Below are 24,351 nucleotides of genomic sequence, written 5' to 3'. Positions count from 1 at the left end.
TGGGCGTCACTCTAGGACGGCCCCCTGACAGGGGCGAGTGCCGCGGCAGGCATTTGTTGAGCGTTAATCCGTTGCCGTGGAGTACGGCGACCTGCTGCACTGCTCGGGACGAGTTCACCGGGATCAAGGAGCAGCAATGCGCACACCGTTCATGTCCACCCAGGAAGGAATCACCCACACTCCAAAGGACATGACGCCCGGTGCATATGCTCAACCTGGGAATTCTGGCGCACGTAGACGCCGGTAAGACAAGCCTCACCGAGCGGCTGCTGCACGCCGTCGGGGTCATCGACGAGATCGGTAGCGTCGACGACGGATCCACCCAGACCGATTCCCTCGCGCTGGAACGGCAGCGAGGCATCACGATCAAATCCGCCGTCGTCTCCTTCGCGATCGACGACGTCACGGTCAATCTGATCGACACACCCGGTCACCCCGACTTCATCGCCGAGGTGGAGCGGGTGCTGAGCGTGCTCGACGGCGCCGTGCTCGTCGTCTCGGCCGTGGAGGGCGTACAGGCGCAGACCCGTGTGCTGATGCGGACGCTCCAGCGGCTGCGGATTCCGACGCTCGTCTTCGTGAACAAGATCGACCGGGGTGGCGCGCAGCACGAGCGCGTGCTGGAGAAGATCTCTGCGCGGCTCACTCCCGCGATCGTCCCGATGGGCGCGGTCGGCGAACGGGGAACGAGGGACGCCCACTTCACCCCCTTCGACGACGCCCGGCTCAGGGCGCCGCTGCTCGACCTGCTCGCCGAGAACGACGACGAGCTGCTGGCCGCGTATGTCGAGGGCCGCGTCTCGGACGCCCGGCTCCGCGCCGCACTGGCTCAGCAGACCGGGCAGGCCCTGGTGCACCCGGTGTACTTCGGCTCGGCGACGACGGGCGCGGGCATCACGGAACTGATGGGCGGGATCAAGGAGCTGCTGCCCTCCGGAGAGGGCGATGCGGACGGCCCGGTGTCGGGGACGGTCTTCAAGGTCGAGCGGGGTCCCGCGGGGGAGAAGATCGCGTACGCGCGGCTGTTCTCCGGGACCCTGCGGACGCGTGACCGGCTGGTGTTCCGTGACGTAGAGGAGGGGAAGGTCACTGCGATCAGTGTCTTCGACAGCGGTTCGGCCGTCCGGGAGACCTCCGTGGCGGCGGGACGGATCGGCAAGCTCTGGGGCCTCGGAGACATCCGGATCGGCGACACCCTCGGCCTGCCGCGGAAATCGTCGGCGGACGAGCACTATTTCTCACCGCCCACGCTCGAAACGGTCGTCACCTCCTGCCGTCCGGGCGACAAAGGGGCCCTGCACCTCGCGCTCACCCAACTCGCCGAGCAGGACCCGCTGATCAATCTCCGCCAGGACGAAGTGCGCAAGGAAACCTCCGTATCGCTCTACGGCGAGGTCCAGAAGGAGGTCATCCAGGCAACGCTTGCCGATGAATTCGGCATTGACGTCGTGTTCCGCGAGACGACACCCCTGTGCATCGAAAGGCCGACCGGTACGGGTAGGGCGGTCGAGTTCAACGGCAAGGACCCCAATCCCTTTCTCGCGACCGTCGGGCTGCGCATCGATCCGGCGCCCGTCGATTCGGGTGTGGAATTCCGCCTGGAGGTCGAACTCGGGGCGATGCCGTACGCGTTCTTCAAGGCGGTCGAGGACACCGTCAAGGAGACGCTGGCACAGGGAATCCACGGATGGCAGGTCACCGACTGCACGGTCACCATGACTCATTCCGGCTACTCACCACGGCAGAGCCACGCCCACCAGGGCTTCGACAAGAGCATGTCCAGCACGGGTGCCGACTTCCGCGGGCTGACACCGCTCGTGGTGATGAGCGCGCTCCGGGAGGCGGGCACGCGGGTGTACGAGCCGATGCACCGCTTCCGCCTGGAGGCGCCGGCGGACACGCTCGGCGCGGTGCTGCCCGTGCTCGCGAAACAGCGCGCCGTCCCGCAGAGCACGCAGACGCACGGCGCGACGAGCGTGCTGGAAGGCCGTGTCCCGGTCGCGCAGGTACATCAACTGGAGCAGCAGCTACCGGGGTTGACGCGCGGTGAAGGCGAGCTGGAGTGCGCCTTCGACCACTACGCACCGGTCGTCCACGGCACGGTCGCGGACCGGCCGAGGACCGATCTCAACCCGCTCGACCGCAAGGAGTACCTGCTGAACGTGACGCGCCGGGTCTGAAAATGACCCGTACGGGGTTTGAACCGGACGCGCGCCGGGTCTGCCCCAGGGGCCGCACAGGCGCCTGGTGAAACGAGAAACTTACTCATGAGTCAGGGGTGTTGACGGCCTCTGGTGCGGCCGCGACTGTAGTGAACATGTCGAAGTTACGTGCGCGTCTGCTCGGCGTCCTCGTGCTCCTCACCGGCTTCCTCACGGCGGCGGGCATCCAGCCCGCCGCCGCGGCCCCCCTCCCCGACTCCCTCTGGTTCGACGAATCCGCGGCTGCCACCCTCACTGTCGAGGACGGCCGCTTCACCGACGGGCTCGGCCGCGAGGTCGTGCTGCGCGGCTACAACGTCTCCGGCGAAACAAAGCTGGAGGAGAACAGCGGACTTCCCTTCGCGTCGGTCGCCGACGCCAAGAAGTCGGCCACGGCACTGCGCGCCCTCGGCGGCGGCAACGCCGTGCGCTTCCTGCTCTCCTGGGCGCAGGCCGAACCCGTGCGCGGCCAGGTCGACACCACCTATCTCGCGGCGGCCACCGCTCAGATCGGCGCGTTTCTCGACGCGGGAATCCGCGTCTATCCCGACTTCCATCAGGACCTCTACTCCCGCTACCTGTTCAACTCGGGCAGCTGGTACACCGGCGACGGTGCCCCCAAATGGGCCGTGGAAGCCGGGAACTACCCCCAGGAGTCGTGCGGGATCTGCCTCTTCTGGGGCCAGAACATCACCCAGAACCAGGCCGTGACAAAGGCGTCGTACGACTTCTGGCACAACACGTACGGACTCCAGGACGCCTTCCTCACCACGGCCCAGGCGACCATGGCCTACGTCAAACAGCACCTCACCACCACCCAGTTCGCGAACCTCGTCGGCTTCGACCCGTTCAACGAGCCGCACGCCGGCACGTACGACTCCGGTCAGACGAGCCGTACTTGGGAACGCGATGTGCTCTGGCCCTTCTATGTGAAGTTCCGGGCCCGGATGGACGCGGCCGGCTGGCAGGCCAAGCCCGCCTTCGTGGAGCCGAACCTCTTCTGGAACGCCAACATCAGCTCCCAGAAGCAGGAGGGCGGGCTGCTGGATGCGGGCACGATCGGCCCGCGCTATGTGTTCAACACCCACTTCTACGACCAGAAGGCGATCTCCGGCATCCTGATGTGGGGCAAGGCGGGGGACGGCCAGTACGCCACCGACTTCGGGACGGTGCGCGACCGGGCGTCGGCCGCCGGCACCACGGCGATCATCAGCGAGTTCGGCCATCCGCTGGCCGGGTCGGTCTCGGACAAGGCGCCCACCGTCCTCAAGGCGATGTACCAGGCCTTCGACTCCCGTCAGCCGGGCGCGAGTTGGTGGTCCAATCCGTCCGCCTCCGGCCCGGTCCTCTCCGCCACCCAGTGGCAGTGGGACATCTACAACGGCCGCCATCACGAGCTGATGAACGACAACCCGGACAAGGTCCTGACCACCGGTGACGCCTGGAACGACGAGGACCTCTCCGCCGTACGCCTCAACGACTCGGGTACGGTCGTACTGCGCCAGGACGCCCGCCTGCTGGACCGCGTCTACCCCAGCGCCACGGCGGGCACGGCGGTCGCCTTCACCTACGAGGACCGTTCCCGCGACGGCTCCACGGCCCTGACCTGGAACCCGGTCCCGAGCTCGCTGCCCAATGTCTCCCAGCTCGTGGGATCAGGTCAGTACAGCCTTCTCATCTGGCGTTCCGACGGCACGAGCGTTCCCACGGAACTCCATCTCCCGGCGTCCTTCCCGACGTCGTCCACCACGGTCGTCTCCGACCTCGGTACGACCGCCACTCCGCCCTCGTACACCCGGACAACCCCGATCGCCGTGGCCCCCGAGCCGGGCGGCACCGGAAGCCGCCGCCTCCTGCTCACCGCTGCCGGCTCGGGGACTCTGCACTACGCGCTGGTCACGAACGGGGCGACCGCTCCGTCCGCCACTCTGCTGAACGCGGCCAGGACCGAGCTGGCGTCCTGGGTCGCCTCAGAGATCAACTAGCCGACGGAGCCGTCCAGTTCGCCTCCACATGGCCGAGGCGAACGCGCTGGGGGTGGTCGCCGACCGGCACCGACACCGTCTTCTGCCCAGTGGCGAAGTCGATGGCGGTGACCTGGTCGGCGCCGCTCTCGGAGATGACACAGGACTTGCCGTCACCGCTGACGGTCGCCCAGTACGGCTTGGAGGCGGTGACGAGCGGGCCCTCCTGGAGGGTCGCCCGGTCCACGACGGTCGCGTAGTCGTCCATCGTGCCCGCGATGCACAGCTTGGTGCCCGCAGGGTTGATCGAAATGCCGTGGTGGCGGGAGTCGTTGACCCAGGTGGTGCGGTCCGTGCTGGTCGCCGGGTTCTTCGGCAGGGTCTTCACCCGGGTGATCCTGTCGGAGGCGATGTCGTACTCCAGGAAGCCGTTGAAGAACGACACCTGGAAGTACAGCTTGGACTCGTCGGCGCTGAACGCGGCGGGCCGTACCGCGTCGGAGTAGTCCGTGAGACCGATCGCGTCCAGCCGCTGACGCATGTCGATCACCTTGACCTGCTGGAAGGTGGCCGCGTCGACGACGGTGATGTACCGGTTGCCCTTCGTCCAGTCCACCCACGGATCGTCGAGCGCGGTGTTGACGTCACCGATGGCCATGTTCCAGATGTACTTGCCGTCGCTGGTGAAGATGTTCTCGTGCGGCTTGTCACCGGTGGCGAAGGAGCCGAGCTGCTTGCCGGAGTTGATGTCGAGGACGTGCACGGTGTTCCCGGTCGAGGCGGAGACCGCGACACGGGTGCCGTCCGGAGACACCGCCATGTGGTCGGAGCGGTAACCGGACACGGGGAAGCGCCAGTTGATGTTCCCGGTGGCGAGGTCGATGGAGACGACGTCGGCGAAGCTCGGGCGGGAGACGACCATCGACTTGCCGTCGGGCGTGGAGTACATGTCGTCGACGAACTGGTCGTGGCCCTCCCCGACACCGTTTCGAATGGCCATGAAGTAGATCCACTTGATCGGATCGGCGTTGATCTCGGCCAGCCGGGCTTCCTTGTCCGGCACTACGTTGATCCGGCCGATCTTCGCGAAGTCACCCGTGGACTTGATGACATCGGCGGTGCCGTCCCAGTTGTTGCCCACGAACATCACCTCGCGCAGTTCGGCGGCTGCGGAGCTCTGCGCGGTGGCAGCGGTCGCCGTAGCGCCCAGGGTGAGTGCGAGCGCGACGGCGATGGAGCATAGGCGTCCGGGTCTGAGGACAGACATGTGGGTCCCTGTCGTAGGTGGGGAGTGCGGGTGGAAAGTTGCCTATGGCAAGCGCATGACAAGGGAGGAAATCTGAACACGGGCGCGTTCAGAGTTGACTTACTGGAAAGTAAGGAAGGGGGCGGCCCAACCACAAGGGTCCGTACACGACAAAATTGCCGGAGCGTGAACGGTTCACCGGATGGACGAAGGGGGGACGTGTGGCGGGCAGGCTCAAACAGCCGACAGGCCGTTACGGGGGCAGAACCGCCGAGGAGCGGCAGGCCGAACGACGCCGCCGTTTCCTGGAAGCCGGTCTCCAGCTGTTCGGCGACAGCCCGGGCTTCCGGTCCACGACGGTCGCCGCGCTGAGCGAGGCGGCGGGCCTGTCGACCCGACAGTTCTACGAGGAGTTCCGCACCCTCGAAGACGTCCTGGCCGCCCTGCACCTCCAGGTCAACGACTGGGCCGAGGGGGCCGCACTTTCCGCCCTCGCCGACGCACAGGACCTGCCGCTTCCCGAGCGCGCCACCGCGATCTTCCGTGCCTACGCCGCGAACGTGACGAGCGATCGGCGCCGGATCCGCATCACCTTCGTCGAAATCATCGGCGTGAGCCCGCGGTTGGAGGAGCAGCGGCTCGCCCGCCGTTCCCGCTGGGTGGAGTTCATCTGCGCGGAGGCGGCCTCGGCCGCAGTCCGCGGCGAGGCGGCACCGCGCGACTACCGCCTCGCCGCGACGGCGTTCATCGGCAGTGTGAACGGGCTGCTCCACGACTGGAACGCCGGGTGGGTGGACGCGACCCTCGACGAGGTGGTCGAGGAACTCGTGCGGCTGCTGCTGGGGATCCTGCGGCCGGCGGGGTGGGCTCCGGACGGGATCCCGCGCTGTGACGGCGGGCAGTGACGTCATGGCGCGGATCGGTGTGAAGAGGGGCGTTCCGGGGCGGAGCTGCCGGTCAGGGGATCCTGAGTTCGCTGTAGGTCACGGTGACGGTCTTTCCGGGCGGTGAGGCCTCGGCAGACGTCGGAGCGCCGGCTCGCGGCAGGACGGGACGGCGGACCACCGTCGGTTGCTCATGCTCGGTCACGGGCCACCCTTCTCCGCGCTCCTGCCACGAGTGGCGTCCACCCTGCGCCCCCGACGCCACTGAGGCGTCACTGCGGCGTCACCGTCCCAGAGCCTGACCTTCGAGGACCGTGGAGCGAGGGTCATTGCCCAGCGAGCCGGTTCACCGCATCGAGGACGGGACTTACCCCGTCCTCTGCACGGATGTGGGCGGCCAGGCCATGGGCTCGTTGCCGGTACGACGGTTCTGCGGTGGCCCGTGCGAGAGCCGCGCCAAGACGGTCGGAGGTGAGCCTGCGCAGCGGAATCGCCTGGGGCGCCACGCCGAGAGTGACCAGCCGGGCCGCCCAGAACCCCTCGTCGAACTGGATCGGCACCGGCACGGCCGGGACCCCGGCCCGCAGCCCGGCCACCGTCGTGCCCGCTCCCGCGTGATGAACCACCGCAGCCATCCGCGGGAAGAGCACGGAGTGCGGCACCTCATCGACCGCGAACATGTCGTCGCCGGTGGCATGCAACCCGCCCCAGCCCCGCTGGATCACCCCGCGCCACCCGCCCGATCGCAGGGCGCGTACGACTTCGGCGCTGAGCCTCGCGGGATCGGGCACGGTGGCGCTGCCCAGGCCCACGAAGACCGGGGGCGGCCCGGCTTCGAGGAAATCCCGCAGGGGCGACGGCAGTTGGGCGGCCTCGTCGTCGTACGGCCACCAGTATCCGGCCACGTCGAGGCCGGGGCGCCAGTCGCGCGGCCGTCGCACGACCAGCGGACTGAAACCGTGCTGTACGGGCCACCGTTGACGCTCGCGGGCACGCCGCGCGGCACCGGAGCCGGTGTGAGGCAGGCCGAGCCGGGACCGCAGTGTTCGGACGGCCTCGGCGAAGACCCGCTCCACGGCCACGTTCACGCCGTACCCGGCCGCGCGGTTCACTACGGGGCCCCAGGAGCGAACCCCGGTCACCGGAGGCGCGAACTCCCGTGTGGGAGCGAGTGGTTGGAGATAGACGCCCATGCTGGGCAGTGCGAGTCCTTCGGCGACGGTGTGCCCGATCGGCGCCAGGGAGCTGGACAGGAGGAGTACGTCGCTTGCGCGGGCGGCATCGATCAGATGGTCGGTCAGCTGCCCGACGAGCGCCCGCGCCATCTCGACGACCCGGATCAGTTTCCCGGCGCCGGTGGTGCTGCGATGCAGCCCCTTCCCCCGCTCCGACTCCAGCTCCGCCCGGGGATCCACCGGCAGCGCGTGAAACCCCACGCCCGAACCGGCGACCAGCCGCTCGAAACACCCGTGCGTCACCAGGGTGACCTCATGCCCGGCACAGGCCAGGCCGTGCCCGAGACCGGTGTACGGTGCCACGTCGCCCCGCGACCCCGCGGTCATGATCGCTACTCGCACGATCGTCAGTATGGCGGGGGCCAAGCTCAGTGGTCCGCAGATTGGCCCACCGCGACGAAATCGGTGACCGCCTGGCGGTAGAGCTGGGCTGATACGTACGGGGACGCATGCATGGAACCGGCCATGGCGGAGAATTGCTCTAGCTCCCCTCCAACCGGAATGATCGAATCGGTTCTTGATTCAATCTCAATGGTGGGAGTTTCGGCGTGCATTCCAGGTCGTACGTGGATCTGTACCGTGAAGTGTCCGCGGATATCGAGGCGGAGAGAGAAGAAACTCTTGAACGGCTTGGCCGATCGGCGAGAGCGGTCAAGGGGGCGGTCGCTGAACTCCTGCGCCACCGCAAGTTCAAGTACCCATTGTCAGTGCTGCCGATGATCGTCCATGGTGTTGAGACCGGTGCGCTCCAACCGGCTGTTCCGCTGGCCGTCGTGCATGAGCTGTGGTGGACCTCGGCGTGCTATCTGGACGACCTGGCCGACGGTCAGGGAGCTTTTGTCGCCGGTGACCTCAGCGAGAGCGAGGCGCTGCTCGCCACGGTCATCAGCGGAAATCAGCTTCCCGTTCTCGTCGTCCACTCGCCACGGATTCCGGAGTCGGTGCGCGGAGCTCTGACGGCGGAGGTCGTGAACTGCTGGATCGTCGCGGCCGAAGGGCAGCTGAGCGACCTGCGCGGAGACGTCGGTACCGTCGCAAGGGACTCGGTGGTCACGGCGTACCGAGGGAAATCCGGTGCGCCCTTCAGCATGATCACGGCAATGGCGGCGGAATTGGCGGGTGTCGAGAAGGCGAGGGTGGAACTCTGGCGCGAGTTCGGAAATGTCTTCGGCATCTTGTGGCAGATATTCAACGATCAGGAAGACATCCTGTCCGGCCGCAACGAAGACCTGCTGAACGGCACGGTGACGTACCTTTTCGCGTGTGCCGTCGAGGATGCGGCTCCTCACTCCAGAGAGCGTTTCCTGGGCCTGCACGCCGACGCCCGGAATTCTCATCACGCCAGAGCGGAACTCACCGAAGTGCTCCTCGCACCGGACGTCCTGCGGCGGTACGAGGAGGACATCGACAAGTTCCGCCATGAGGCGCACGGCATTCTTGACGAACTGGGCGGCCACGAAGCCCATGTACCGGTGCTGCGGCAGCTCGTGGACGACTCCTCCCGGATGCTTCTCCAGCCCGGCCTCGTCGGCGCGGGGGCGGCTTCGCGGTAGGGAAGCGAGCGAGGACGGAGCCGGTCCTGGTCGTGGGAGCTTCTTCGGCTACTGGACCGCGGCCTCTGCTCGGACGGTGCGACGACGGCCGGTGACCTTGGAGGGCGGCAGACGTCCGGCCTTGGAGGTACCGGTGAGGGTGTCACCGTCGACCGTCACGGCGAAGGCCAGGTTCAGGCGCAGGGGCTTGGTGACGGCCTGCGTCCAGGTGAGGCGGTCGCCGTCGAGGGCGACGTCGCCGAGCGGGACTTCCTCCCCGGCCCCGTGGGCGGTCCCGGTCAGGACACCGTCCTGCCGTCGGAGTTCGACCACGGCCTTGATCTTGCCGATGGGGGTGGAGACGGACAGGTCCCAGGTGCCTTCGACGGACATGCTGTTCTTCCTCACGGTGCGGTGCGGGCAGGACGTACGGGAGAGCCCGTGGCCGGTCAGAGGCCGACGGGCGCAGGGCCCTGGTGGCGCCAGACCGTGCCGCGGCGCTCGTGGGCGAACAACTCCTCGACCGCGTGGGCGATCCGGGGGCCCACCTCGCGCTCCAGCAGATACAGGGCCAGGTCGAGTCCGGAGGTGACGCCGGCGCCGGTGACGAGGTCGCCGTCGTCCACGACGCGGGCGCGGACCACGTGGACGCCGGTGGCGTCGAGCATGTCCAGGCCCAGGTGATGGGTGGTGGCGTGGCGGTCCTGCAGCAGGCCGGCCATGGCCAGGACGAGCGAACCACCGCACACCGCGGCGGTCGTCACCTCCGGATTCCCCATCGCCTCCTTCATCAGCGTGGGCAGTTCGGTGGCCAGCGTGCGGCCCAGCAGCACGGGGATGAACTCGTCCTGCCTCCACTCCGCGTCCCCCGCGTCCTGGTCGGGCACCTCACCGGGCTCTCCGACCCGGCCCGAGGCACCAGGAACCAGGATCAGGCCCGCCCGCCCGGGGTCGAGAGCGGCAGTGGCCCGCAACGCGAGGCCACCGGTACCGCTGACCACCTCGCGCGCCCCCTCGGCGGAAACCAGTTCCACGATCACCGCGCCGTCGGAGGCGGTACCGCCTGCGTACAACACCTCATAGGGGGCGATGACATCGAGCGGATCGAAGCCGTCGAACAAGACGATCTGGGCGTGCATGCGAATTCCTTCGGACGCTGAGCGGAGGCCGGTCTCTGCGCCGGACATCTCGACGCTAAACCGGCCACCGAACCGTCTCCCAGTGGCATTAGGGACAGCCTCCAACGGAATATCGCCATCGTTCGGAGAGAGGCTGTGAGCTGGGGAAATCGCTGATTGAAACCGAATTGGTGATGCCAGAGGCGTCAAAGCGAGATGTTCCGGAGAGCGAGAGCCGCTCCGCCTGCCGCCTCAGTACTGTGACTTCGCATGACCGACACCGAAATCGAGATCACCGCAGACCTGGTCCGCGACCTGCTGCAGGAGCAGCATCCAGACCTTGCAGGGCTGGCCATCCGCGAGGTGGCGGGCGGCTGGGGCAACCAAATGTGGCGTCTCGGGGACGAGTTGGCCGTGCGCATGCAGCGAATGGACCCCACCCCGGAGCTCCAGCTCAAGGAGCGGCGGTGGCTACCCGTGCTTGCTCCGCGCCTTCCGCTCCCGGTGCCGACTCCGGTGCGGTTCGGCGAACCGTCCGAGCGTTTCCCCAAGCACTGGACCGTGATGACGTGGGTTCCCGGCGAGCCGCTGGACCACGGCTCGATCAGCCGCGGCGCCCACGCGGCCGACACGCTGGCGGGTTTCCTCCGGGCGCTCCATGTGGAGGCGCCCGCCGAGGCGCCGATCGCCACGGACCGCGGTGCCCATCCCAGGAACTGCACGGACGGCTTCGAGAACTTCTTCCAGGCCGTTGCCCCCGACGACGTCGCTGCCGACGTGCGGGCCGTCTGGGACGACGCGGTTGCGGCCCAGGCGTGGGAGGGCCCGCCGGTGTGGGTGCATGGCGACCTCCATCCCGCGAACGTCGTCGTCTCGGACGGAACGCTCTCGGGCATCGTCGACTTCGGTGACATGTTCGCCGGCGATCCGGCGTGGGACCTCGCCGCCGCATGGGTACTGCTACCCGCGGGCATGGCCTCACGGTTCTTCGACGCGTACGTGCATGCGGACGAGGCGGCGATCCGGCGTGCCCGCGGGCTGGCCGCGATGAAGTGCCTCTTCCTGATGCTCATGGGGCAGAACGGCGATCGGGGTCTTCCCGGAGGCAAGCCGAACTGGGGACCTGTGGGCCGGGTGGCACTTGATCGTGTTCTGAAGGGCGTTTGATGCGCGCGTCTTTGGCGGAGCTTCTCACGTACGACTGCAGGGTGCGAAGATCGAGAGACTCACATCCGACCGGGGGCGTGGATGAGCGTACTGATCAGGCCCGCGCGGGCGACGGAAGCCGAGATTCTCAGCGACTTGGCACTGCGATCCAAGGCACATTGGGGCTATGACGCCGACTTCCTGGACGCGTGCCGGGACGAACTCACCGTTGGCGCAAGTGAAGTGGCACGCCGGCGAGCCACGGTGGCCGACGAAGACGGCCACATCCTGGGCTTCACGACGCTGGAGGGGAAGCCGCCCATAGGCGTCCTGGGCATGATGTTCGTCGAGCCGCAGTCCATCGGCCGGGGGATCGGCCGTCTTCTCTTCGAGCACACCATCGCCGCTGGACGTGACCTGGGATTCACCCAGGTCACGATCGACGCGGACCCGAATGCCGAGCCCTTCTACCGTGGGATGGGAGCGGTACGCACAGGAGACGTCCCCTCGGGTTCCATCGCCGGCAGGGTGCTGCCGCAGCTGGTCGTCACCATCCAGCGCTGAAGCAGTTCTGTTCGACCGGTGGTCGGCTCAGGCGAGTGTCTTGAGGAGGGCGGTGGCCAACTCGGCTGAGGAGCCCGGGTTCTGGCCCGTGATCAGGTTCCGGTCGGAGACCACATACGAGGCCCACGGCTCGCCCTCGGTGTACTGCACGCCGAGCGCGACGAGGCGGTCCTGCAACCGCCACTTGACCTTGTCACCGAGTCCGGTCTGGGCTTCCTCGGCGTTGGTGAACCCGGTGACACGGTAGCCGCCGAGCGGCGAGGTGCCGTCCGGCCGCTCGGTCGCGAGCAGGGCGGCCACGCCGTGGCAGACCAGAGCCAGGGGCCGGCCGGCGTCCAGGGTGGCGGTGATCAGCCGGGCCGAGTCGGCGTCCGTCGACAAGTCCTCCATCGGGCCGTGACCGCCGGGGTAGAAGACCGCCAGGTATTCGGCGGGGTCTGCATCGGCCAGGGCGATCGGCCGGCGCAGCTCGGCAGCCTGGTCCAGCAACGCGGTGACCGCCTCGGTGCCCTCCTCGCCGCCGTTGAAGTCCGGTGCGAGGCTCGCCGGATCGACCGTGGGCGCTGTACCGCCCGGGGTCGCGACGACCACCTCGTGCCCGGCCTCGGTGACCTCGCGGTAGGGAGCCGCGAACTCCTCGGCCCAGAACCCCGTGGGATGCCGGGTGCCGTCGTTCAGCGTGAGATGGTCGGCCTTCGTCATGACGAAGAGGATCTTGCCCACAGCGCGTACTCCTTCGGTGCTGATCCGGCGGCGGCAGACCCGCGCGCCGGTTGACGGTCCCGACGGTAGATCGCCGTGCGATCGGAAAACCAATAGGCTCTTCCCCATGCCCGATAGAAATCCCGATGGAATGCGGACCGGCGACAAGGCGTTGGATCTGACCCAGCTGCGCACGTTCCTCGCCGTGTACCGGGCCGGCTCCCTCACCGAGGCGGCCCGCCGTCTGAAGCTCGCCCAGCCCACCGTCACCAGCCAGATCCGCTCCCTGGAGCAGCAGCTCGACCGCCAGCTCTTCGAGCGGCTGCCCCGTGGCGTCGCCCCCACCGCTGTGGCCGATGACCTGGCCGCCCGGATCGCGGCCCCCATGGATCAGCTCGCCACGGTGGCCGACCGCGACACGTCGGGCGTCACCGAGCCGGTACACCTGGGAGGGCCCGCCGAGTTGCTGTCCGTCCGGGCGCTGCCGGCCCTCGCGCCGTTGGTGGCGCAGGGGCTGCAACTACGCGTCACCCCCGGACTGGCCGACGACCTGCTCGACGGTCTGCGCGCCGGGCGCTTCGACCTGGTCCTGTCCGCCGTGCGTCCGCGCGGGCGCACGGTCCTGGCGACACCGCTGATGGACGAGGAGTTCGTCCTGGTGAGCGCGCCGTCCTGGGCCGCCCGCATCGGCCCGCTCACCAGCGACGACCCCCGCCCTCTGCACGCCGTCCCCCTGGTCACGTACGCCGAGGACATGCCGATCGCCCGCCGCTACTGGCGCCACGTCTTCCGCACCCGGCTGACGCTGCGACCCGCCCTGGTGATGCCCGACCTGCGGGGCGTACTGGCCGCCGTCGCCGCAGGAGCGGGATTCACCGTCCTTCCCGGCTACCTGTGCGCCGACGAACTGCGGAGCGGTGCCCTCGTCGCCCTCGTCGAGCCCGAGGACCCGCCCATCAACACGGGCTTCCTCGCCCAGCGCACCGGATCCGTGCTCGGCCACGACGCCGCCCGGGTCCGGGACACCCTCGTCGACGCCGCCCGGTCCTGGTAGGCCGGAGGGGAGGCTATTGCCGTGGGCGTCGAGGAGCGTCCGCCCGCATGGCCTCGCTGAAGAAGTCCCAGATGGCGGCCGGGGCATTGAGGGTGTGGTCCGTCCTGCCCATGAGCCGGGGGAAGCGGTGGTCGGGATTGGGGATCGTGTGGCCGCCGCCGAAGATCGTGAACGCCACGACGGGGGCCTTGCCGGGCTGGGAGTAGCGGGTCTCGGTGACCAACGGGCCTTCCGCACCGGACCCGTTCAGGGGCAGCGTTGCGGGTGGCCAGCTGATCGGAGGCTCGGTGATGCCATTGACCTCGGCGAACGCATGGGCGGTGGCCTCGGCGGACAGGACCGTGCCGCGCTTCTGGAAGCCGAAGATGCTGGCCTCGCCGCCCTCGTACGGCATGATCGGGTCGCGCGTGCCGGCGATGAGCAGCACGGGCAGCGGACGCCTCGGCTCCGTGACGGCCCACTGGTCCGGCGTGGGCAGGCCCGCCCCGATCACCGCGATGGCGGCGATCCTCTCCGGCGTCCGGGCGGCGAGACGGAAGGCCATCTGCCCGCCGTTGGAGAAGCCGGTGACGAACACCCGGGCGGGGTCGATGCCGTGACGCTGCCGGAACCGCTCGACCAGCGCGGCGATCAGCCCTTCGTCGTCGACGTCCTCCTTGCGGGCCGGGGTGACCGCGGCGGTGCGGCCGTCGTTCCAGCCGCGCTTGTAGCCGTCCGGATAGACCACCGCGAACCCGTGCCGCTCGGCCAGCTTGTCGAAGCCGTACCCGGTGGCCGTACGAATGGTCTTCCCGTCCTGCTGCGAGCCGTGCAGGACGAACAGCAGGGGCGCGCCGGGTGGCAGATCGGCGGGCACGAAGGCCCGATACGCACGCGACCGGTCGTCCACGGTGATCGTGTCCACCGTCACCGGGGCGCCGAGTCGCGGCTCAGCGGGCCTGGGGCTGTGCAGGAGGTATCCGTACGCGGCGGCGCACACGAGTGCCACCGCGCCGACCACGACCAGTGCCGTCACCGACGCGCTCACCGGCCCGACCTGTGGTCCATCGCGCAGGAACGGACGGTCACCGTCTGCTCGGCCACCACACCGCCCGTATGGTCAGCCGCGCCCGTCATGAATACCCGCATGGTCTTGCCCTCACTTCGTTCCACGTCGTTCTGCCTGTGCCTTCACCCTGCGGTGGTGGCCCGGCGGTATCCAGGGACCAGGAGTCCGTGGCTGGCCGACGTGCACCGCCGTACCGTGGTGACCATGGACAAGCACGCTCTCGCGGAGTTCCTGCGCGGCAAGCGGGAACGCGTACGACCCGAGGACGTCGGTCTGCCGCACGGGCCCAGGCGTCGTACTCCCGGGCTGCGCCGCGAGGAGGTCGCCCAGCTCGCGCACATTTCCGTGGACCACTACAGCCGCCTGGAACAGGCCCGAGGGCGCCATCCCTCGCACGCCGTCCTGACCGGCATCGCCCGAGCGTTGCGCCTGTCCGACCAGGAGCGCACCCACCTCTTCCGCCTGGCCGGAGAGGCGGCACCCGAGCCTGCCCAGGGGCCCTCCCAGGACGTGGACCCCGGCACACTGAAGCTGCTGGAGCGGCTGACCGACGCCGGTGCGCTCGTGCTCGACAACACTTGCCGGGTGCTGGCCTGGAACCCCCTGGCGGCAGCGCTCTTCGAGGACTTCTCCGCCCTGAACGGCTCGGACCGCAACGTCATCCGCCGCTACTTCCTGCACCCCGACCCCGGGCACCGCGGCTACGGCATGACCCAGCCCCACCGCTTCGTGACGGCCGCCGTCAGCTATCTGCGCGTCGCCACCGCCCGCTACCCGGACAACGCCGAACTCCGGGGCCTCGTCGACGAACTGCTCGCCGGCAGCGAGGACTTCGCCCGACTGTGGAACTCCCACGAGCTGCGCATCGAACACCACAACCACCAGGAGATCCAGCACCCCCAAGTCGGGCCGATCGACCTGGACTTCGACGTCCTGACCGTACCGGGCCAGGATCACCAGCTGATCATCTTCACCGCTGAACCCGACTTCCGTGCCTACCGGACCCTGCAACTGCTCAAAGTCATCGGCACCCAGCGCATGGATGTCGCCACCTGATCCACCTGGTGACTCAGCCGTTCGACACGGTCATCACGACCACCGTGGCCAGGACGAGAGCGGCACCGAGCAGGAAGGGTCAAGGCCTGGGACGTGATGTCGTACAGCGCGTGGCTGCGCTGATCAGACCCCGAGTTGGCGCTCGGCTCCGGTCACCGTCTGCTCCAGCAGGACCGCAATCGTCATCGGGCCGACGCCACCCGGTACGGGCGTGATCAGACCGGCCCGGGCGGCGGCGGTGTCGAAGTCGACGTCGCCCACGTTCCCGGCGTTGTAGCCCGCGTCGATGACGACGGCTCCCGGCTTGATGTCCTCGCCGCGGATCAGCCGGGGCCGCCCCACGGCGGCCACCACGATGTCCGCCTCCCGTACGACCGAGGACAGATCCGTCGTACGGGAGTGGCAGTACGTCACCGTCGCGTCGCGGCCGAGCAGCAGCATGCCGACCGGCTTGCCGAGGATCGCGCTGCGGCCCACGACAACGGCGCGCTTGCCGGCCGGGTCGACGTCGTACTCGTCGAGGAGGCGGATGATGCCGCCAGGCGTGCAGGACACGAAGCCGGGCAGCCCGAAGCTCATCGCCGAGTACGAGCTCAGCGTCACCCCGTCGACGTCCTTCTCCGGCGCGATGGCCTCGAACGCGGCCCGTTCGTCGATGTGCGGACCGACGGGGTGCTGGAGCAGGATGCCGTGCACGGTGGGGTCGGCGGACAGCGCGTTGAGCGTGCCGACCAGTTCGGCCGTGGTGGTCTCGGCGGGCAGGGTGACGTGCCGAGACTCGATACCGGCCCTGCGGCTGCGGTTCTGCTTCATCCGGACGTAGGTGACCGAGGCGGGATCCTCGCCGACCAGCACCGTCGCCAGACACGGCGACACACCGGTGCGGTCCTTGAGGCCGGCCGCACGCTTCGCGGTCTCCTCGACGATGCGGCGCGCGAGACCGGCGCCGTCCATGAGCTGGGCCTGGGACATGAGCTGCTCCTGAGCGTCATCGACACAATCGCCCAGGCGCGCGGCAAAGACCCGTTCGTCAGACCGCTCCCCGGTGGTACTCCACCTCAGCGCCAGTCACGGCCCGCCGACCAGCGTAGCCCGTACGATGATCGGCCGGGCGGCAGGGGGAGAGGGCACCAGTGACGGACGTACGGCACGACATCCTCAAAGGACTGGCGTGGAATCCTGCCGCGCCGAACGGCGTGCTGCTGCGCCTCTTGAGCCCGGAGGCCTCGTCGGCCTGGTTCTGGCTGTGCCTCCGGCCCGATCCGCCCGCCGAGGTCGTCGACGCGATGATCAACCACCCGGACTTCCGTGTACGCGGCAGCATCGCCGAGAGCTGGAACGCGGACCCGGCCGACCGCGCCCGGCTGGTCGACGACCCCGAGCCGAAAGTCCGTATGGCGCTGGCATCCGGACCGGAGCCCTTCCGGATGGAGGTCGCGCCACTGCCCGACGCCGCCTACCAGCGACTCCTGTCCGATCCGGACAAGGAAGTGCGCTACTGGGCGGTGCGTTCCCGGAGCATCCCTGCGCGGATCCTGGCCGGGTACGCCGACCACGCGGACCCTGCCGTACGCGTCGCGGTCTGCCGGGTGTGGGACGGGCTGGCCCCGGCCACCCGCGAAGCTCTCCTCGCCGATCCCGACACCGAAGTGCGCCGGGCCGCCGCGCTGCGTGCCTGCGTCGACGACGGAGCCCTGACCGACGAACTCCTTGACACTCTCGACAAATGGCCGCGCGCAGACGTGCTCATGAAAGGCCGGCTGACCCGCGCCACGGCCGAACGCCTCGTGGCGAGTGAGGACTCGGGGGAGCGGTACGCCGTCGCCTCGAACCCGTCGCTGCCGCCGGACCTGGTCACGGGTCTCGCCTCGGACCCCGAACACCACGTCCGTCTGGCGATATCGCTCAGACCCGGCCTCACGGAGGACAAGCGAGCCGCCGTCGACTACCGGGTCGATCCGAAGGACCGGAGCGGCCCGGTCCGCTGGGTCTGGAACCTCGGCGCCCACGACATCGACGTACTCCGCCGATGCGCGACCTCCGGCCATGTCCTGCTGCGCCGGTCCGCCGCCGCCAACCGCCACCTGCCAGTCGACCTCGTCGGGCCTCTGGCGCACGACGAGGACTTCGCGGTCCGGCTCCTGACCTGCGAGTATCAGCCTTCCGCGCCGGCGGACGCGCTCCTGCGCATGGTCTTGGAGTGGTCCGGTTACACCCGTGCCGACATGCTGGCCCGGCCGCAGTTCCCCAGGCAGGGTCTCGCCGGGTACGCCGACGACGAGGATCCGGCCGTACGCATGCTGGCCGTGTACGACCCGGGCGCCTCACCGGAGTTGATCGAGCGCCTCAGCCGCGACGAGTCCACCGGCGTCAGGTACACGGCCGCCGGCGACCCCCGTCTCACGCTCGCCCGCATCGAGGAACTGCTCACCGAGTCCGACACGGCTCAGGCCGCCGCCGGTAATCCCGCGCTTCCGGTGGCGGTCATGCACCGACTGCTGGACGAGACGGTTCCCAGGCCTCAGTGAGGCCGGATCCGGCGCGTTCGGGGAGAGGGCGCACGCGTTCCCCGCAGCGCTGAGCGCAGCACGGATGCGGACACCCGTACCGCTGCGGCGGACAGTGGCCGTGGCAGGCGATTCCGGTGCGCCCGTGACCGGCCCATGCCCGCGCTCGCCGAGAAGGTCCAGGTCAGGTGCGTTCTGATCCGGACCTTCGGCCAGTTCCTTCCTACTCGTCCCATGCCTGCAGCAGCGTGTGTTCGACGATCTTGCCGTCGCGCAGCGACATCATCGAGCTGGCCAGCACCTTCACACCGTCCGGGTACTGACAGGACTCGGTGAAGGCGACGTGGTTGCCGTCGACGACGCACTGCTCCAGCTTGTGGGTCATGTCCCGGCTGTAGACGTCGTTGAGCATGTCGGCGATCTCGCCGCGACCGTGTTTGATCATCGGGTGACTGGGTTGGGTGTTGTGGTCGACGACACGGACTTCCGCGTCGTCGGCGTAGAGCGCCAGCAGATCTGCCGCGCTGTGTCCTTCAATGCCCCGGCGTAGCGCTTCGGTGTCGAAGGCGGGGCCTGCCGCAGTGCCCATAGCGTCCTCCTTGAAGGCCGCGGCCCAGCGAGGAGGGGGCCGCGAAGGGCCTCTCCTTCGAGACTCCTCCGCCGCGGGGCGCACGGCAAGCGCAGCAGGACCTGTGAGCCTCTCGGGTGAGCGGCGGGGGCGGGCCGTGTCCGCCCGGGCCCCGGAGCCGTTGCTGAAAGCATGATCTCAACACGACGTATTGTCGCCGCCGTTGGTCTCGCCGTCGGTGTCACCGGCCTTGCCGCGCCGATGGCGAGCGCCGCGGTCTCCGAGGCGCCGAAGCCGCTGAACCCCATCGCCGAGCTCGACCGGCTCGCTGTCAGCGACATTCCCGCGGAGCACCAGGCCGCACTGCCGAAGGTCTCACAGCAGCTGGCCGGGCTCAACGGTCTGAACGAGGGCCTGAACGAGATGCACCAGCTGACCGACCTGGTCGCGCCCGTCACCGGTGTGCTCCCCGCCATTCAGCCGTAGTCCGGCGCCCGACAGGTTCGTCTGCCCCCGGCACTTCGGTGCCGGGGGCAGACGCGTATGCCCTTGACTTTCGCGTGGTCCGGTCGGAGCATCCTAGTAGGTTAGTGAATGAAATTTCACGTGGCGAACAACTTGCCGTCGTGAACTCCCTATTGTTGTCGTGAAGCACCGCGTACCGACGTCGTTACGTACCGAAGGAACCCGCCATGGCCATCACCCGTGAACTGTTCATCGGCGGCAAGGACGTGCCCGCCGCCTCCGGCCGCACCGCCGAGGACATCAACCCCTACACCGGCGAGGTGTACGCGACCGTCGCCGCGGCAGGTCCCGAGGACGTGGCCCTCGCCGTGGGCGCCGCCGACGCGGCCTTCGCCGACTGGGCCGCACTCGCCCCCTTCGCCCGCCGCGCGATCTTCCTCAAGGCCGCCGACCTCCTCGACGCCAAGGGGGAGGAGGTGGCCGAGCTGATGGCGCACGAGGCGGGCGGCACCCGTCCGTGGGCGTACTTCAACGTGGGGCTTGCCGCGAACATCCTGCGTGAGGCAGCCGCCGCGATCACCGCGCCGCGCGGTGAGGTGCTCAGCGCCCAGGAGGCGGGCGCGCTGGGCCTCGCCATCCGTGAACCGCTGGGTGTCGTCGCCGCCTTCGCCCCCTGGAACGCGCCCGTCATCCTCGGCGTACGGGCCGTCGCGGCGCCGCTCGCGGCGGGCAACACCGTCGTCGTGAAGCCCAGCGAGGACGCGCCGATCGCGTGCGCGCTGCTCGTCGCCGACGTACTGCGCGAGGCCGGACTGCCCGACGGTGTGCTGAACGTGGTCACCAACGCCCGTGAGGACGCGGCCGAGATCGCCGAGGTGCTCATCGCCGACCCGCGTGTCCGCGCCGTCAACTTCACCGGCTCCACCGGAGTCGGCCGGATCATCGGCACGCACGCCGCCGCGCATCTCAAGCCCGCCGTACTGGAGTTGGGCGGCAAGAACGCGGTCGTCGTGCTCGACGACGCCGACGTGGACTACGCGGTCGACGCCGTCACCTTCAGTGTGTTCATGAACTCCGGCCAGATCTGCATGTCCGGCGACCGCATCCTCGTACACGAGTCGCTCGCCGAGGAGTTCACGCAGAAGTTCGCCGCGAAGGTCGCCCAGCTCCAGGCCGGGGACCCGGCCCACCCGCACACGGTGGTCGGCCCGCTGGTCAGCGCCTCCGCCGCGCAGCGTGTCGCCGCGCTCATCAAGGACGCGGTGGCCAAGGGCGCCACGGTGCTCACCGGTGGCGAGGAGCCGGAGGGCGCGGTGCACCCGGCGACCGTCCTCACCGGTGTCCCGAAGGACGCGGACATCTACTACGCGGAGGCGTTCGGCCCGGTCTGCGTGATCGAGACCTTCGCCGACGACGCCACCGCCATCGACGTGGCCAACGACACCGACAACGGCCTGACCTGCGGTGTCATCACCGAGAACGCCACGCACGGACTGGCGGTCGCCCGCCGGATCCGCACCGGCATCGTGCACATCAACGACCAGTCCGTCGCCGACGAGCCGCACGCGCCCTTCGGCGGCGTCAAGGCCTCCGGCTACGGGCGCTTCGGCGGTCGCTGGGGCCTGGAGGCGTTCTCCAACACCCGCTGGGTGACCATCGCCACGCAGCAGGCGCACTACCCGTTCTGACCGGACGTGCGGGAAGCCCCCGGGAGGTCCGTCCGGGGGCGGACCGATCAGCCGGCGGTGGCGAGGAACTGCGTGGCCGCGAGTTCCGCGTAGAGCGGGTCGCCGGCCACGAGTTCGCGGTGGGTGCCCACCGCGCGGACGCGGCCCGCGTCCATGACGACGATCCGGTCGGCCATCGTGACGGTGGACAGCCGGTGCGCGACCACCAGGACCGTCGTCGTACGGGAGACATCGGCGACCGTGTCGCGCAGCGCGGCCTCGTTCACGGCATCGAGCTGCGACGTCGCCTCGTCGAGCAGCAGCAGTCGGGGCCGGCGCAGCAGGGCGCGGGCGATGGCGACGCGCTGCCGCTCGCCGCCGGACAGCTTGGTGCCGCGGTGGCCGACCAGCGTGTCCAGACCGCGCGGCAGCCGGGCGACGAGGCCGTCGAGGCGGGTCGTCTTAAGGACGCGCGTAACCTCGGTGTCGTCGGCGTCCGGGTTCCCGAGCCGCAGGTTGTCGAGGAGGGAGCCCGACAGGACCGGCGCGTCCTGCTCCACGTAACCGATCGAGGAACGGAGCTGGGGCAGATCCCAGTCCTCCAACCGGCGCCCGTCGAAGGTGATGACTCCCGCCTCGGGGTCGTAGAACCGCTCGATGAGTGAGAAGACGGTCGTCTTGCCCGCGCCGGAGGGGCCGACGAACGCCGTCATGCCGCGGGCCGGGACGGCGAACGTCACGCCGTGGTGGACGTACGGCAGATCGTCGGCGTACCGAAAGCGGACGTCGTCGAAGGCGAGCGCGGCGGGCTCGGCACCCGGGGTCGGCAGCGGCGCGGGCAGGGCCGCGGGCTCGGCGGGGAGCCGCAGCGCCTCCTGGATGCGGGCGAGGGCGGCGGCGCCGGTCTGGTACTGCGTGATCGCGCCGACGACCTGCTGGATCGGCGACATCAGATAGAAGACGTAGAGCAGGAACGCCACGAGCGTGCCGACGTCGATGGCGCCGGTCGCGACGCGCGCGCCGCCCACCGCGAGCACCGTGATGAACGCGATCTGCATCGCAAGACCGGCCGTATTGCCCGCCGCCGCCGACCACTTGGCGGCGTGCACGCTCTGCCGCCACGACTCCTCGGCGGCCGCGTGGATGACCTGCTCCTCGCGGTGCTCGGCACCGGACGCCTTGATCGTGCGGAGCGCGCCGAGGATCCGTTCCAGCGAGGCGCCCATCACGCCGACGGCGTCCTGCGCGCGTTTGCTCGCCCGGTTGATGCGCGGCACGATCACACCGAGCACGGTGCCCGCACACAGGATCACGGCCAGCGTGACACCGAGGAGCACGGGGTCGACCAGGCCCATCATCACCACCGTCGCGACCAGGGTGAGACCCCCGGTCCCGAAGCCGACCAGCGAATCGGTCGTGACCTCCCGCAGCAGTGTCGTGTCGGCGGTGATCCGGGCCATCAGATCGCCCGGCTCGCTGCGGTCCACGGCCGGTATGCGCAGCCGCAGCAGATACGACGACAGGGCGCGCCGTGCCCCGAGCACCACCGACTCGGCGGTACGCCGCAGCACGTACGAACCCGTAGCACCCACCGCCGCGTTGGTCACCACCAGCGCCGCCATGCCGAACAGGGCCCCCGCGATGGGCCGGTCGTGCGACAGGTCGTCGATGAGTCCCCGCGCCACCAGCGGCAGCACAAGGCCGGTGGCCCCGGTCGCGAGCGCCAACAGCCCGCCCGCAAGGAGCGCCCATCGATGCGGTCGTACGTACCCGATCAGCAGGCGCCACGCGGGTGCCTCGGGCTTGGCTGCGGTGATGCTCACGGCGCTCCTTGTGAGGGATCTGTGCGGAGCATTCAGGCTACGTCGGCGCGAGGGGTCGACGTCGCGCACGAGATCCCGATGGCGGCTATGAGGAAATTTGTCTGCGGGGCAACGAGTGAGGGTTTGGTAACCCCGCTTTGTTCCGGATGAAGCGATCCGGTAATCGGGCATGGCTGAAGTGGTTCCACAAGCAGCGGCGAGGCGCGAGACCCGAGACGGTCGCCCCCGACAACTCGCCCCATGCATGGAGGACTTCATGCCTGAGCTGTACGGAGCCCATTATCCGGTAGCTGTCGTCGGTGGTGGTCAGGCGGGACTCTCCGTCAGCCACTGTCTGCGCGAGCGTGGGATCGCACACCTGGTGGTCGAGGCGAACCGCGTCGGCCACGAGTGGCGGGAGCGGCGCTGGGACTCCTTCTGCCTGGTCACCCCCAACTGGCAGTGCAGACTGCCCGGCCACCCCTACACGGGACCCGATCCGGACGGGTTCATGGTTCGCGCGGAGATCGTGCGCTACCTGGAGGAGTACGTCGCCCGCTTCCAACCACCCCTGGCCGAGGGCGTGTCCGTCACCGGGCTGCGCCGCTCCCCGGGCGGAGTCTTCGAACTGACCACCAGTGCAGGGGAGTTCACCGCCGATCAGGTGGTGGTCGCCACCGGCCCGTACCACACCCCCTCCGTCCCGCGGATGGCCGAGCGGCTGCCCGGCGGCGTCGAACAGATCCACTCCTCCCGCTACCGCAACCCCTCTCAACTCCCCGACGGGGCGGTCCTGGTGGTCGGCACCGGACAGTCCGGCTGCCAGATCGCCGAGGACCTGCACCTCGCGGGGCGCCAGGTCCATCTGGCCGTCGGCAGCGCACCCCGGGTGGCCCGCTTCTACCGCGGCCGGGACTGCGTCGCCTGGCTCGACGAGATGGGCCACTACGCCAAGGGCATCGAGAGCTTCGACGACGCCTCCGCCGTCCGGATGCGCGTCAACCACTACGTCACCGGGCGCGACGGCGGCCGGGACATCGACCTCCGCGCCTTCGCCCGCGACGGAATGCGCCTGTACGGGCGGCTGACCGGCATCGACGGCGGAATCCTGGAGTTCGCCGACGACCTGAAGGTCAACCTCGACCGGGCCGACGCGGTCGCCGAGGGCATCAAGGACGCCATAGACGCGCACATCGCCGCGCAGGGCGTAGCGGCGCCGGACGAGGCCCGCTACATCCCCGTCTGGGAGCCGGACGAACAGCCGGACGCGCTCGACCTGGCCGAGGCCCGCATCACCTCCGTCATCTGGTCCACCGGCTTCACCCGCGACCACCGGTGGATCGAGATACCCGTCTTCGACGGCCGCGGTTATCCCATGCACTGGCGAGGCGTCACCAGCACCCCCGGCCTGTACTTCCTGGGCCTGCCCTGGCAGTACTCGTGGGGCTCCGGCCGCTTCGAAGCCGTCGGCAGGGACGCCGAGTTCCTCGCCGACCACATCGACGCCTCACGCCGCCTCGCCGATGTCTGCGGCACCCTCACCGGCGCCCCCACCGAGCTCGCCTCCGCACTCCCCGTCGGCTGAAAGCACG

General features: G+C 69.3%; 22 protein-coding genes and 1 riboswitch. Of the genes, 12 read left to right on the top strand and 10 right to left on the bottom strand.

All coding sequences use genetic code 11. The features are described 5' to 3' along the window. The first annotated feature begins 200 nt into the window (after positions 1–200). Both OG219_RS45785 and OG219_RS45780 read left to right on the top strand, forming a co-directional pair. Positions 201–2,180 (top strand): translation factor GTPase family protein, encoded by a 1,980-nt coding sequence (locus OG219_RS45785; RefSeq protein ID WP_266837352.1) that lies wholly within the window; start codon positions 201–203, stop codon positions 2,178–2,180. Between the two features lie 137 nt (positions 2,181–2,317). After that, a complete protein-coding gene (locus OG219_RS45780; RefSeq protein ID WP_266837350.1) occupies positions 2,318–4,186 on the top strand; it encodes a cellulase family glycosylhydrolase in 1,869 nt (622 codons plus the stop codon). On the opposite strand, the gene OG219_RS45775 is transcribed toward OG219_RS45780, so the two are convergent. Beyond that, positions 4,179–5,432: a YncE family protein gene (locus OG219_RS45775; RefSeq protein ID WP_266837348.1), complete on the bottom strand. Its 1,254-nt coding sequence runs from the start codon at positions 5,430–5,432 to the stop codon at positions 4,179–4,181. The two genes, OG219_RS45780 and OG219_RS45775, sit on opposite strands and share 8 nt — an antisense overlap. A gap of 200 nt (positions 5,433–5,632) precedes the next feature. On the opposite strand from OG219_RS45775, the gene OG219_RS45770 reads away from it, so the two are divergent. Continuing rightward, positions 5,633–6,316 (top strand): TetR/AcrR family transcriptional regulator, encoded by a 684-nt coding sequence (locus tag OG219_RS45770; protein ID WP_266837346.1) that lies wholly within the window; start codon positions 5,633–5,635, stop codon positions 6,314–6,316. A 52-nt stretch (positions 6,317–6,368) separates the two neighbouring features. Here the strand turns inward: OG219_RS45770 and OG219_RS45765 are convergent, their stop codons facing one another. Beyond that, positions 6,369–6,500 carry a hypothetical protein gene (locus tag OG219_RS45765; RefSeq protein ID WP_266837344.1) on the bottom strand — a complete coding sequence of 44 codons (132 nt, stop codon included), beginning with the start codon at positions 6,498–6,500 and terminating at the stop codon, positions 6,369–6,371. Between the two features lie 121 nt (positions 6,501–6,621). Beyond that, positions 6,622–7,857: a glycosyltransferase gene (locus OG219_RS45760; RefSeq protein WP_266837980.1), complete on the bottom strand. Its 1,236-nt coding sequence runs from the start codon at positions 7,855–7,857 to the stop codon at positions 6,622–6,624. A 239-nt stretch (positions 7,858–8,096) separates the two neighbouring features. Between OG219_RS45760 and OG219_RS45755 the strand changes: the two genes are divergently transcribed. Next, the gene (locus tag OG219_RS45755; RefSeq protein WP_266837342.1) at positions 8,097–9,083 is read left to right on the top strand and encodes a polyprenyl synthetase family protein; all 987 of its coding nucleotides are present in this window, start codon (positions 8,097–8,099) and stop codon (positions 9,081–9,083) included. A gap of 48 nt (positions 9,084–9,131) precedes the next feature. Here OG219_RS45755 and OG219_RS45750 read toward each other — a convergent pair whose 3' ends face one another. Together OG219_RS45750 and OG219_RS45745 are read right to left on the bottom strand one after the other, a co-directional pair. After that, on the bottom strand, positions 9,132–9,455 hold the full coding sequence (locus tag OG219_RS45750; RefSeq protein ID WP_266837340.1) for a hypothetical protein: 324 nt from the start codon (positions 9,453–9,455) through the stop codon (positions 9,132–9,134). A gap of 56 nt (positions 9,456–9,511) precedes the next feature. Further along, positions 9,512–10,201 carry a DJ-1/PfpI family protein gene (locus OG219_RS45745; RefSeq protein ID WP_266837338.1) on the bottom strand — a complete coding sequence of 230 codons (690 nt, stop codon included), beginning with the start codon at positions 10,199–10,201 and terminating at the stop codon, positions 9,512–9,514. Positions 10,202–10,450: 249 nt separating this feature from the next. On the opposite strand from OG219_RS45745, the gene OG219_RS45740 reads away from it, so the two are divergent. Both OG219_RS45740 and OG219_RS45735 read left to right on the top strand, forming a co-directional pair. Then, positions 10,451–11,347 (top strand): aminoglycoside phosphotransferase family protein, encoded by an 897-nt coding sequence (locus tag OG219_RS45740; RefSeq protein ID WP_266837336.1) that lies wholly within the window; start codon positions 10,451–10,453, stop codon positions 11,345–11,347. 81 nt (positions 11,348–11,428) lie between these two features. Beyond that, a complete protein-coding gene (locus tag OG219_RS45735; RefSeq protein WP_266837334.1) occupies positions 11,429–11,890 on the top strand; it encodes a GNAT family N-acetyltransferase in 462 nt (153 codons plus the stop codon). Positions 11,891–11,917: 27 nt separating this feature from the next. Here the strand turns inward: OG219_RS45735 and OG219_RS45730 are convergent, their stop codons facing one another. After that, positions 11,918–12,613: a type 1 glutamine amidotransferase domain-containing protein gene (locus tag OG219_RS45730; protein WP_266837332.1), complete on the bottom strand. Its 696-nt coding sequence runs from the start codon at positions 12,611–12,613 to the stop codon at positions 11,918–11,920. A 106-nt stretch (positions 12,614–12,719) separates the two neighbouring features. Here OG219_RS45730 and OG219_RS45725 point away from each other — a divergent pair, with 106 nt between their 5' ends. Beyond that, positions 12,720–13,646, top strand: coding sequence for a LysR family transcriptional regulator (locus tag OG219_RS45725; protein WP_266837330.1), 927 nt, complete (start codon positions 12,720–12,722; stop codon positions 13,644–13,646). A 13-nt stretch (positions 13,647–13,659) separates the two neighbouring features. On the opposite strand, the gene OG219_RS45720 is transcribed toward OG219_RS45725, so the two are convergent. Next, entirely contained in the window at positions 13,660–14,673 is a 1,014-nt protein-coding gene (locus tag OG219_RS45720) for a PHB depolymerase family esterase (protein ID WP_266837328.1), read from the bottom strand. Positions 14,674–14,898: 225 nt separating this feature from the next. On the opposite strand from OG219_RS45720, the gene OG219_RS45715 reads away from it, so the two are divergent. Continuing rightward, a complete protein-coding gene (locus OG219_RS45715; protein WP_266837326.1) occupies positions 14,899–15,750 on the top strand; it encodes a helix-turn-helix transcriptional regulator in 852 nt (283 codons plus the stop codon). A 123-nt stretch (positions 15,751–15,873) separates the two neighbouring features. Here the strand turns inward: OG219_RS45715 and OG219_RS45710 are convergent, their stop codons facing one another. Continuing rightward, a complete protein-coding gene (locus OG219_RS45710) occupies positions 15,874–16,722 on the bottom strand; it encodes a bifunctional 5,10-methylenetetrahydrofolate dehydrogenase/5,10-methenyltetrahydrofolate cyclohydrolase (RefSeq protein ID WP_266837324.1) in 849 nt (282 codons plus the stop codon). Positions 16,723–16,745: 23 nt separating this feature from the next. Continuing rightward, positions 16,746–16,832, bottom strand: a riboswitch (ZMP/ZTP riboswitch). A 51-nt stretch (positions 16,833–16,883) separates the two neighbouring features. On the opposite strand from OG219_RS45710, the gene OG219_RS45705 reads away from it, so the two are divergent. Further along, positions 16,884–18,278: a hypothetical protein gene (locus tag OG219_RS45705; protein WP_266837322.1), complete on the top strand. Its 1,395-nt coding sequence runs from the start codon at positions 16,884–16,886 to the stop codon at positions 18,276–18,278. Positions 18,279–18,480: 202 nt separating this feature from the next. Here the strand turns inward: OG219_RS45705 and OG219_RS45700 are convergent, their stop codons facing one another. Then, positions 18,481–18,846, bottom strand: coding sequence for a nuclear transport factor 2 family protein (locus tag OG219_RS45700; RefSeq protein ID WP_266837320.1), 366 nt, complete (start codon positions 18,844–18,846; stop codon positions 18,481–18,483). A 171-nt stretch (positions 18,847–19,017) separates the two neighbouring features. Between OG219_RS45700 and OG219_RS45695 the strand changes: the two genes are divergently transcribed. Beyond that, positions 19,018–19,311, top strand: coding sequence for a hypothetical protein (locus OG219_RS45695; protein WP_266837318.1), 294 nt, complete (start codon positions 19,018–19,020; stop codon positions 19,309–19,311). A 206-nt stretch (positions 19,312–19,517) separates the two neighbouring features. Beyond that, positions 19,518–20,978: an aldehyde dehydrogenase family protein gene (locus OG219_RS45690; RefSeq protein WP_266837316.1), complete on the top strand. Its 1,461-nt coding sequence runs from the start codon at positions 19,518–19,520 to the stop codon at positions 20,976–20,978. Positions 20,979–21,025: 47 nt separating this feature from the next. Here the strand turns inward: OG219_RS45690 and OG219_RS45685 are convergent, their stop codons facing one another. Then, complete coding sequence (locus tag OG219_RS45685; RefSeq protein ID WP_266837314.1) at positions 21,026–22,780, bottom strand: ABC transporter ATP-binding protein; 1,755 nt, start codon at positions 22,778–22,780, stop codon at positions 21,026–21,028. A 256-nt stretch (positions 22,781–23,036) separates the two neighbouring features. On the opposite strand from OG219_RS45685, the gene OG219_RS45680 reads away from it, so the two are divergent. Continuing rightward, a complete protein-coding gene (locus OG219_RS45680) occupies positions 23,037–24,344 on the top strand; it encodes an MSMEG_0569 family flavin-dependent oxidoreductase (protein ID WP_266837312.1) in 1,308 nt (435 codons plus the stop codon). Positions 24,345–24,351 lie beyond the last annotated feature (7 nt).

This window comes from Streptomyces sp. NBC_00038, from assembly GCF_026343635.1.
Lineage (GTDB): Bacteria > Actinomycetota > Actinomycetes > Streptomycetales > Streptomycetaceae > Streptomyces.
Note: the sequence above shows the minus strand (reverse complement) of the source record. Positions and strands in the feature narration are given on the sequence as shown.